General features: G+C 66.3%; 9 protein-coding genes. 3 read left to right on the top strand and 6 right to left on the bottom strand.

From position 1 onward, the window contains the following. The 5 genes from ACCC94_RS23975 to ACCC94_RS23955 all read right to left on the bottom strand — a co-directional run. Positions 1-201, bottom strand: a 201-nt coding sequence (locus ACCC94_RS23975; protein WP_413352105.1) for an aldehyde dehydrogenase family protein, incomplete at its 3' end; no start/stop codon positions are given. 10 nt (positions 202-211) lie between these two features. Then, a complete protein-coding gene (locus ACCC94_RS23970; RefSeq protein WP_413352104.1) occupies positions 212-1,807 on the bottom strand; it encodes a GMC family oxidoreductase in 1,596 nt (531 codons plus the stop codon). A 46-nt stretch (positions 1,808-1,853) separates the two neighbouring features. Further along, positions 1,854-4,145, bottom strand: coding sequence for a TonB-dependent receptor family protein (locus ACCC94_RS23965; RefSeq protein ID WP_413352103.1), 2,292 nt, complete (start codon positions 4,143-4,145; stop codon positions 1,854-1,856). A gap of 238 nt (positions 4,146-4,383) precedes the next feature. Continuing rightward, positions 4,384-5,457: an ABC transporter substrate-binding protein gene (locus tag ACCC94_RS23960; RefSeq protein ID WP_413352101.1), complete on the bottom strand. Its 1,074-nt coding sequence runs from the start codon at positions 5,455-5,457 to the stop codon at positions 4,384-4,386. Positions 5,458-5,471: 14 nt separating this feature from the next. Further along, positions 5,472-7,688 (bottom strand): TonB-dependent receptor, encoded by a 2,217-nt coding sequence (locus tag ACCC94_RS23955; protein WP_413352100.1) that lies wholly within the window; start codon positions 7,686-7,688, stop codon positions 5,472-5,474. A 367-nt stretch (positions 7,689-8,055) separates the two neighbouring features. Here ACCC94_RS23955 and ACCC94_RS23950 point away from each other — a divergent pair, with 367 nt between their 5' ends. Continuing rightward, positions 8,056-8,793: a metallophosphoesterase gene (locus ACCC94_RS23950; RefSeq protein WP_413352099.1), complete on the top strand. Its 738-nt coding sequence runs from the start codon at positions 8,056-8,058 to the stop codon at positions 8,791-8,793. Between the two features lie 16 nt (positions 8,794-8,809). Here ACCC94_RS23950 and ACCC94_RS23945 read toward each other — a convergent pair whose 3' ends face one another. Next, positions 8,810-9,244, bottom strand: a complete 435-nt coding sequence (locus ACCC94_RS23945) for a CBS domain-containing protein (protein ID WP_413352098.1) — start codon at positions 9,242-9,244, stop codon at positions 8,810-8,812. A gap of 175 nt (positions 9,245-9,419) precedes the next feature. Here ACCC94_RS23945 and ACCC94_RS23940 point away from each other — a divergent pair, with 175 nt between their 5' ends. Together ACCC94_RS23940 and ACCC94_RS23935 are read left to right on the top strand one after the other, a co-directional pair. Then, positions 9,420-9,602 carry a hypothetical protein gene (locus ACCC94_RS23940; protein ID WP_413352097.1) on the top strand — a complete coding sequence of 61 codons (183 nt, stop codon included), beginning with the start codon at positions 9,420-9,422 and terminating at the stop codon, positions 9,600-9,602. A 76-nt stretch (positions 9,603-9,678) separates the two neighbouring features. Further along, positions 9,679-10,215, top strand: a 537-nt coding sequence (locus ACCC94_RS23935) for a hypothetical protein (protein WP_413352096.1), incomplete at its 3' end; no start/stop codon positions are given.

Genomic DNA, 10,215 nt, shown 5'->3' with positions numbered 1-10,215 from the left:
GGCGAGGCTCTGGCGGCGGAGGTCGGGGGTGGCGGCCCAGGCCGGGAAGGCGCGCTGTGCAGCTTCTACTGCCTGGTCAACCTGTTCGGCGCTGGCGCGGGCGGCTTCGCCGACCGGCTCCTCGCTGGCCGGGTCGATCACCCGGTCATAGTGTGCGGCTGCCTGCAGGCGACCATCGATCAGCAGTTCATGACGAGACATGGCGCGCTCCTCAGGCGCCGGCCAGGATGGCGTCGGCGATCTTCTCGGCGAGCATCAGGGTCGGCAGGTTGGTGTTGGCGGTGGGAATCACCGGGATGATCGAGGCGTCGGCGACCCGCAGGCCCTCCACGCCGTAGACGCGGCCGGCGCTGTCGACCACGGCTTGCGGGTCGTCGGCGGCGCCGATGCGGCAGGTGCCGCTGGGATGCCAGACGCCGCCGATGTGCTGGCGCAGGTAGGCCTCCAGCGCGGCGTCGTCATTGAGTAGCGCCTCCAGTGTCGGGCCGCCGGGCTGCGGGACGGCGAAGGGCGTGAGTGCCAGTTGCAGCTCATAGCGCGCCAGCACCGGGTGCTTGAACAGCCGCTGGATGATGCGCAGCGCAGCGCGGGCGCGTTGCAGGTCGCGCGGATCGGAGAGCAGGTTGAAGTCGACCTGCGGCGGGCTTGCCGGATCGCGGTCGCGCAGGGTCAGGCGGCCGCTGGAGCTGGGCTTGTTGATCCAGAACAGCGCGTGGGCGACGCCGCGCTCGGCGTCCGCGCCGACCGCCAGGTAGAGGTCCGACGGGGTGTCCGGGTCGATGCCGGACGATGCGCGGATACCCAGCTGGTGCGAGGTGCCGGGACGCGCCAGCACGGCATCGGAACGTGCCGCGTCGCTGAGCGTGGCGAAGGTGCCCAGCGAGCTGTGCTCCCACAGGTTGCCGCCGACACCGGGGCGGTTGGCGAGCACCTCGATGCCCAGCTCCTGCAGATGGCTCGCCGGGCCGATGCCGGCGCGCAGCAGGAGGGCGGGGGAGTGCAGGGCGCCGGCGGCGAGGATGACTTCGGCGGCCTGGACGGCGATGCGCTCGCCGCCGCGCAGCAGTTCGACGCCGGTGATGCGCTTGCCGTCGCGTTGCAGGCCGAGCACCTGGCTGTCGGTCCACAGCGTCAGGTTGGGCCGCGCACGAACCTGTTCATCGAGGTAGCCGCGGGCGGCGGAGACGCGCTGGCCGTGCTCGAGGTTCACTGCCGGGGCGAAATAGCCGTCGTCGAACACGCCGTTCTGGTCGCCGATGTCGCGCAGGCCTTCGTCTTCCAGCGCCGAGACCACGGAACGGGTGAAGGGCGTCCAGTCGCGGGTGGAAACGCGGCTGATCGGGATCGGCCCGTTGTGCCCGTGCAGCGGGCCGGCGTAGTCGGTGTCGCGTTCGAGCTTGCGGAAGTAGGGCAGGACGTCGTCCCAGCCCCAGCCTTCGGCGCCCAGCGCGGCCCACTGGTCGTAGTCGCGCGGCAGGCCGCGGTTGGCTACCAGCACGTTGACGCTGGAGCCGCCGCCGAGCACGCGGGCCTGTTCGAGGTAGCGTTGCGGGCGTTCGACGCCTTCGGGCTGGGCGCCGTGGCGCACGCTCAGGTCCGGCCAGAAGTAGCGGTCGCGCAACTCCAGGCGCAGGCGGAAGGGGTTGTGGCCGTCGAGGATTTCCGCGGGCGTGGCGTGCGGCGGGGTATCCGGGCCGGCCTCGATGAGCAGCACGCGGCGTTGCGGATCGGCAGACAGCCGGCTGGCGAGAACGCTGCCGGCGCTGCCGCCGCCGACGATGATGTGGTCGTAGTGAACTGTGGTCATGTCGCCTCCCGGCCCGACGCTCCCGCGCCGGGCACACGCTGGGTGATCAGAAGCCGACGGAGATACCGGCGACCAGGGCGCGCGGGGCACCCTTGTAGTACTTGGGCGCGCCGTAGAAATCGCCGTCGGCCGGGTCGGCGGAGACCGTCCCCGAGTTCACGCCCGACAGGTAGTGCTTGTCGAAGACGTTGTTGAGGTTGAGCGTCAGGGTGGTTTCCTTCAGCGCGCTGCCCAGGTCCTTGAGGCGGTAGCCCAGGTTGGCGTCGAACACGGTGTAGCCGCCGATCTTCTCGTTGTTGGCCAGGTCGCCGTAGAAGCTGCCGGTGTGGCGGCCGAGGAAGTTGGCGTAGAAGGTCTGGTTGTCGTAGCCGACGCCGGCGCTGAACAGGTTGCGCGGGGTGTCGTAGAGCTGGTTGCCCCGGGTATCGAGGCTGACGCCGCCTGCGCTGTAGTCGTCGTCCTGGGTGGAGCGCAGGTAGGTCCACGACGCGAAGTAGTTGAAGTTCGCCGGCAGCAGGCCGTTGAGCGACAGCTCCAGGCCCTTGGTGGTGACGTCGCCGGCGTTGAAGTAGGAGGTGACGCCGGAGACTTCCTCGAACGCCGCCTGACGGTCCTTGAACTTGTCGTAGAACAGAGCGGCGCTGAGCAGCACGTTGTCGGTGCTGTAGCGCCAGCCGATCTCCTGGTTCCAGGTGACTTCCGGCTTCTGCTTGTCGCCGCCGTCTGCCTGGCCGTAGACCGACGCCACTGCCGGCGTGCGCATGTTCGAGGTGGTGTTGTAGTAGAGCTGCTGCTGCGGATCGAGCTGGTAGCTCAAGCTCAGGCTGGGCAGGAAGCGGTAGTAGTCGGCACTGCCGGTGTAGCCGGTAAGGCGGTCGTCCCCCTTGTTCTGCGTGTGCTGCCAGGCCAGGCCGCCGGTGAGGACGAGCTGCGAGGTGATGTCCCAGGTGTCCTGCAGCCAGAGCTTCTGGGTGGTGATCTCGTTGCGCTGGTCGGTGAAGTAGATGGCGTTGCCGTCGCCATCGCGCAGCTTGTGGCTGCCGTCGATGCCGGCGGGCTTGCCGTTGCCCTTGATCTCGACCACCGGGAACTGGTTGCGCGCGTGGGTGTAGTCGGTCCACAGGCCCAGCTGCAGGGTGTGATCATCGTTGACCAGGAAGTCCAGGGTGTTGGTGGAGCCGATGCGGTACTGCGTCGGGTAGACGCTCAGCGCGCCGGTCACCAGCGGGTCGATCCTGTCGCCGTCGCCATTGAGGTCGGCGTTGACGTTGTTCTCGTTGACCGGCACCACCGCCACCGCGGCGGTGCCGTCGGTGACGCGGACGAAGTACGGGTCGACCTTCAGCTGGACCTTGTCGGACAGGTTGAACAGCCCGTTGAGCGCGTAGGTCTGGATCTTGAAATCGGCGCGCGAGGCCGCCGCGCTCTGGCCGGGAATGGTGACGTCGGGCACGCCGTTGGTGCCGTTGCCCTTGGTCGGGTAGACGTCCCGCGGGTAGCCCTGGTCGTACTTGTTGGCGCGGTATTCGGCGAGCGTCGGGTGGTTGTAGCTGTTGGTGCGCATCAGGAAGCTGGAGAAGAGGCCATTGATGCGGTTGCCGTTGCCCCACTCGTACTGCAGGTTGCCCTCGTAGCGGTTGGAGGACAGCTCGCCGCCGCTGTTGTCCCAGAGGTCGGCGGTGGTGCGCGAGGCCGAGAGCCAGGCGGAGAAGCCATCCACCTCGCCGGTGTTGACCCGCGCGAAGGTGCGGAACAGGTTGTCGCTGCCGACGTTCTGCTTGACCAGCAGGCCGCTGTCCTTGGTCGGTGCTACCGATCTGATCAGCACGCTGCCGCCACTGGCGGTCAGGGTCGGGGCGTTGATCGAGGACGAGCCGTAGAGCACCGAGACCGATTCGTAATTCTCCGGATCGCCCATGAAGTCGGCGTGGGGCGTGAGGAACTGCGGGTCGTTGAGCGGGATGCCGTCGCGGACGAAGCCGATCTGGTCCTGGGAGAAACCGCGGATATTCAATCCGCCTTCGGTGATGCCGCTGTTGTCGCCGCCGCTGACGTGCACGCCGGGCAGGTACTTGAGGGCGCCGGTGACGGCGCTGTCGAGGCCGACGAATTTCTCCAGCTGCGATTTGGTCAGCGTGCCCCGGGAGACCGCCGCCACCTCCTTGCGCGCGTCGCCGACCTGGGTTTCCTGGCTTTGCCCCTGGACGGTCACGGTGTCGAGCGTGACACCAGAGGGGGATTTCGAATCTTCGGAAAGTGCAACTTCCGTGTTGAGCAGGAACACGCCGGACAAGGCTATCGCCAGCGGTTTCAGTTGGAACTTTCTTGCGTGTTTCATGGCAGTCACTCGGGGCTATTCAATAAGTTTCGAATTAGCCGGAGCAAGCACTGTGCCATGCGTTCTAGAGCGGTTTCAGGCGGATTTCAGGTGTTTTTCTGCTGGTGCTGCAGCAACTGCTTTCAGGGTGGTGCTGGAGCAGCTACTTGTTATGAACAGTGCCTCGGGAAAGTTTGCCGTTAATACAATAAAAAAGCCCCGCTGAGGGGGCTTGTTGTATGGAGGAAGTTCGGGAAGATCAGGGTTGGCTGGCGACGGTCTTCGCCTGCTCTTTCCAGAACCCTTCCAGCTGCAGGTTCTTCAATCCCTGCTCGACGAACTTCGGTTCCAGCAGTTCATCGACCTTCACCTCGTTGCGGATCAGCTTGGCCTTCAGGCTGTAGGCAATGCCGTCGGTGTAGTGCTGGCGCAGGGCAGCGTCGTAGAGCGGGGAGAAGTGCGCCGACCAGGGTTCGCCGGAGACCTCGCGCTGCAGCACGCTCAGCGGTACGCCTGAGCGGGCCTGGGCGTCCTGGTAGGCCGCCTGGTTGGCGTCCTGGGAGACCCACCACGCGGCTTTCAGATAGGCGTCCACCACCAGTTGGGTGAGGTCGGGGTGTTCCTTGACGAAGTCCTTCGCGCCCCACACTTCGGCGCGCATCTTCCAGTCCGCCGGGGCCTGCTTGCTCGACCAGATGATGCGGCCGACCTGCTTGTCCTCCAGCAGGAAGGCGTCGCTCAGGGTGAAGAACGCATCCACCCGCCCGGCGCTCAGCGCGGCGGCACCGGCCTGGGGGTTGAGGTTGAAGATGCGGAAGTCCTCGAAGCCCAGGTGGTTGGCCTCCAGCAGCTTGGCGAACGACAGCTCCCACGGCCGGCCCCGGTGCAGGGCGATGCGCTTGCCCTTGAGGTCGGCAATGGATTTCGCCGTGGAACCCGGCGGCACCACCAGGTAGACGTTGTTGCCGATGCCGCCGGGGACGATCAACTGGGTCTGCACGCCCGAGGCGTTGGCGATGATCGACGGCAGGTCGCCGTAGAAGGCGAAGTCGATGCGCTTGTTGGCGAATTCCTCGTTGACGAAGGTGCCCACCGAGGCGGTGGCGGCGGGCACCCATTCCAGCTTGATATTGCGCTGGGCCAGCTGCTGTTCCAGCCACTTGTCGCGGTCGATCACGTAGGCCGGGCCGTTGAAGGTGATCTGCCCGGCATTGGCGTAGGCCACGGTGGCGATGCGCAGGGTGGTGGGCTGCTCGGCAGCCACTGCATGGCTGGCGAGCAGCACGGCGGCGGCCGGCAACAGCCGGCGCAGCGCGCGATGCAGACGGTTCATGGACATTACCTCGCTCAGAAGTCGGTGGTGACCGAGACGCCGAAGGTGCGCGGGTCGCCGAACATGACGGCGGCGGTCTGGTAGCCGGTAGGCAGGGTGTGGTTGCGGTATTCCTTGTCGGTGAGGTTGTTCACGTAGGCGGTGACGCGCGTGGTCTCGCCCGGCAGTTCGTAGGTCACCCGCGCGTTGCCCAGGGTGTAGCCGCCGGTGCGCATGTTCTGGCTCTGGTCGTTGGTGAAGAAGTACTGGCGGCTGCGGGTGTTCCAGTCGGTGCCCAGTACCACCGCGCCGCCGACGTTCAGCGGGATGCGGTAGTCGGCGCCGATCACCGCCGAGACGTTCGGCGCGCGGACGAAGTGGTTGCCGGAATAGTCGTTCGGGCCGGAGGTGTAGTCGGTGAACTCGGTGTGCAGCAGGCCCAGGCCGAAGTTCACGTGCAGGTTCTGCACCGGGATGGCTTCGAGTTCGAACTCGGCGCCGTAGGCCTCGCCCTGGGCGCCGTTGGCCAGGCGCGAGACGGTCTGGTTATTCACCGCGGTAACGATGTTGAGCTGGATGTCCTCGTAGTCGTAGTAGAAGACGCTGGCGTTGGCGTTCAGGCGGCCGTCGAACCATTCCGACTTCAGGCCCAGCTCGTAGGAGGTCAGGTATTCCGGGTCGACCTTGGCCACCGTGGCCTGGCTGGTGACGCCGGCGTTGTAGCCGCCGGAGCGGAAGCCGCGGGCGTAGCGGAAGTAGGCGCGGGCGTTATCGGAAATCCGGTACTCGGGCGTCAGGTCCCAGCTGTAGTCGCTCCAGGTGTTGCTCTCGTCCTGGGTGGCGTTGACGATCAGCGGCGACTCGACGTTGCCCGGCTGCCACCAGTGGCCGTCGCCGAATCGCGCCGTGCCGCGGTTGACCAGGCGCTCCAGGTCGATGTCCTTGGTCTCGCGGGTCCAGCGCAGGCCGGCGGTGAGGCTGAAATCGTCGGTGAAGTTGTAGGTGGTGCTGCCGAAGATGGCGTAGCTCTCGGTCTGCTGGTCGTAGCTGACGTTGTTGTAGTAGCTGGGGATGTAAGGGTTGGTCAGCGCCGCGTTGGCGTTCTTCGATTGCAGGTCTTCGTTGAAGTAGTGGAAGCCCAGCACCCAGTTCAGCCGATCGGTGCGCGGCGAGGCCAGGCGCAGTTCCTGCGACCATTGCTGGCTGTCGGCGTAGCTGTAGCTGCGCTGCAGCTCCAGCGGGGTATTGTCGCTGTCGGTCCAGCCGTCGCGGGTGAAGTGCTCGAAGGCGGTGATGGAGGTCAGTTCCAGCTCGCCCAGCTGCCAGACCAGGTTGAGGTTGCTGCCGGCCTGGTCGATCTCGGCCTGGTACTTGGCGTTGAAGTTGGCCTTGCCCAGTTCCGGGTCGATGGAATAGCCGAACTGGTTGGTGCCGTCCGGACGGGTGCCGTAGCTGACCGTGTTGTAGCTGGCGGTGTCGTGGTAATGGCGGGCGTGGACGTTGAGGTTGGCGTCGAGGTTGTCGTTCACCCGCGCGGCCAGTTGCAGGCGCACGGCGTCGTCTTCCAGCGCGCCCTTGTCGTCGCCGTCGTTGATGTTCTCGGTGTAGCCGTCGCGGCCCTGGTGATGGAAGGACACGCGCCCGGCCAGCTTGTCGTCCACCAGCGCGTCGCTCACCGCGCCTTCGACGATGCGGTTGGCGTAGTTGCCCATGTCGACCTTGAAGTAGCCCTCGGGGCTGAAGGTCGGCTTGCGCGAGATGAAGTTGATCGCGCCGCCCGTGGTGTTCTTGCCCCACAGCGTGCCCTGCGGGCCGCGCAGCACTTCCACGCGCTCCTGGTCGAACAGCGGGAAGCCGGTGGCGCTGATGTTGGCGATGTACACGTCGTCGACATAGATGCCGATCGGGCTGACGGTGTTGGCGCCCTGGTCGCCGGTGCCCAGACCGCGGATCCACCAGCGCGGCCGACCGTGGCCGTCGGTGGTGCCGGCGGAGGCGTTGGGCGTGTAGCGGGTGACTTCGTTGGCCGACTGCAGCGAGGAGTCGCGGATCTTCTCGCCGCTGAGCACGGTGATCGGCGCCGGCACTTCCTGCACCGACTCCTCGCGCTTCTGCGCGGTGACCACCACCTTGCCGAGGGTCGGCGCGGCGCTGGCTTCTTCCTTGTTCTGCGTATCGCCATCGGCCGCGTAGGCATTGAGGCTGGCAAGCCCCAGGACGACGGCGAAGGAAAGGGTGTTGCGTTTGAACATGGTGTCCCCAGGGGGCGGCGAAAGGACGGCTGCTCTGTGGTGCTCGGTCGTCGCCGCAAGGCATGAAGCTGTTATTGCGTTGCTCTTGTGCTGGCTCACGCGTCATGAAGGCCGGATGGCTTGCTGGGGACATCGCAAACTCCGTACCGCTTTCCTGATTAATGTTAAGTGGCTGATACAAAAGGTTTTTTATTGGGCGGTGCGGGCGCTGTGCTGCTGGGGAAGCAATCCATGCTGGGCCGTCGCTGCCAGGGCAACAGCGAGTCAGCAGGCTTTGATGCTTTCGTCGCAGTGCCGCTGGAACGCAATGTGCAGCTGTCAGATAGGCAGCTGGTAAGCTGTGTCCTGGAAAGTCCTGGAGTTGGCAATGAACACCCTTCTGCCGGAGCAGCCCCTGCAACGCTACCCGCGCAACCAGCGCGGCCGCGATTTCGTGGTGGGGGATGTGCACGGTCATTTCGAACTGTTGCAGCGTCTGCTGGACCGGGTCGGTTTCGATCCGGCTGCCGACCGTCTGTTCGCGGCCGGCGACCTGGTCGATCGCGGGCCCTATTCGCCGCAGGTGCTCGACTGGCTGGCCAAGCCCTGGTTCGCCTCGGTGCGCGGCAACCACGAGCAACTGGTGATCGACGTGGTGCTGGCTGGCGATGACCGCGACCTGCACTTCCGCAATGGTGGCGCCTGGCTGTACCGGCTCACCCCGGTGGCCCGCGAACGCATCGCGCGGCGCCTGCAGCAGTTGCCACTGGCGATAGAGGTCGAGCTGGGGGAGGGACGTCGCATCGGGATAGTGCACGCCGAAGCGCCGGTGTCACCGGCCTTCCCCGACTGGGACAGCGGCATCGCCGCGCTGGCTGGCGAGCTGGGTGAGAGCGCCCGGCGCAACGCCGTCGGCCTCGCGATGTGGGCACGCACGCGGATCGAGAAGGAAGACGCCAGCGTCATTGTCGGGCTGGAGCGCCTGTACGTCGGTCATACCGCGCAGAGCGCCGTGCGGCCCTTGGGCAACACCCACTACATCGATACGGGCAGCGGCTATGCCGACGGCTGCCTGAGCCTCGTCGACCTGCACAGCGGCCAGGTGGAAACGGCGGCCGCGCGCTGAGCGACCGCCGGAGCGATCATTCGCCGCGAATGTACTGTTCCAGCTGCTGGATCAGCTCCGCCTGTTCGGCGATGGCGGCCTTCACCAGGTCGCCGATGGACAGCAGCCCGAGCAGCTCGCCGTTCTCCACCACCGGCAGGTGGCGCAGGTGGCGCTCGGTCATGATGCCCATGCACTTGTCGACGCTCAGGTGCGTGTCCACGGTGATCACCGGAGCGGTCATCACCGCGCTGATCGGCGTGTTCTCCGAGTTGCGCCCCTTGAGCGCCAGGCGCCGGGCGTAGTCGCGCTCGCTGAAGAAGCCGACCAGCTGGTTGGCCTCGACCACCGGCAGGCCGCCGAGGTTCTTCTCCGCCATCAGGCGCAATGCATCGATCACCAGCGCATCCGGGGCGATGGTGTAAACCTGCTGGTCCGCCTTGGCGTTCAACAGCTGAGCCACAGTCTTCATTCCTACCCCCTGTTCGTCGTTCACGGCGCGATGCCCGTGGTCCATAGAGAATCGTGGACGAATCGCGATCCGGCAAGGCCGCAAAGCGCCGTCCGCCGTCACGCCAGCGCCATCCGCCCGCGGTGCGACTTATACTGTGATTCCCTTCCCTGTTTCCCCCCACGAAAGACCGGCCATGACTGACGACGACCTCGACCTCCACGAGCCCGAACACGACCACCTGCTGGACCTCGACGACGACCTCGACGGCCTGCTGGAGGAGGATGCGGCGTTCTTCGAGGACCAGCCCGGCGATGACGCGGAGGATGACGAGGAGGTGGAGGAATACCAGCCGGGCCTCGACGACGAGGATTGGTAGAGGGCTGACCTTCGGAGGATATCCGGACGTCATGATGGGCTGGCAGAATGCCGGCAGACAATAAAGAGAAAGCACCATGCGCAATGTCACGCTCGCCCTGGCCGTCTCCCTGCTCTGCGGATGTTCTGCGGACGTCCGCCGGGATGACCGCACCGCGCCCATCTCCCTGTACCGCGACACCCGCCATGTGATGGTGGTGAACTTCCAGCCGGACCCGACGGTAGCGGCCAATCCGCGCTGGGGCGCGCTGAAGGCCAGTTGGCGGCAAGCGCTGCGTGACGAGGCGGGTTCGGCGGACTACCAGCTCAGCGAGCAGGACGGCGAACCGCGGGCCACCGATACGCTGTCCACCCTGGTGGTGATCGAGGTCGGCGCCGGCCACAGCGCCAACAACCGCTCCGGCAACGATGGCCAGGAGTGGATCAGCTCCACCGTGCGCTACCACGACGGCCTGACCGGCCAGCTGCTGGCCTCGCGTCGCTACGAGAGCGAAGCCGACGGCGACCTGTTCACCTCCATGGGCTCGTCCGAAGTCAGTGCGGTGTCCGAACAGATAGTCGAGGAGATCACCAGCGCCCTGCTGGTCGCCCGACCCTCCCGCAGCCTGCCGGCC

It is taken from the genome of Pseudomonas sp. Pseusp97 (assembly GCF_047304025.1).
Taxonomy (GTDB): Bacteria; Pseudomonadota; Gammaproteobacteria; order Pseudomonadales; family Pseudomonadaceae; genus Pseudomonas.
The sequence above is the reverse complement of the archived record's forward strand: the minus strand, read 5'-3'. Positions and strand labels throughout refer to the sequence as shown.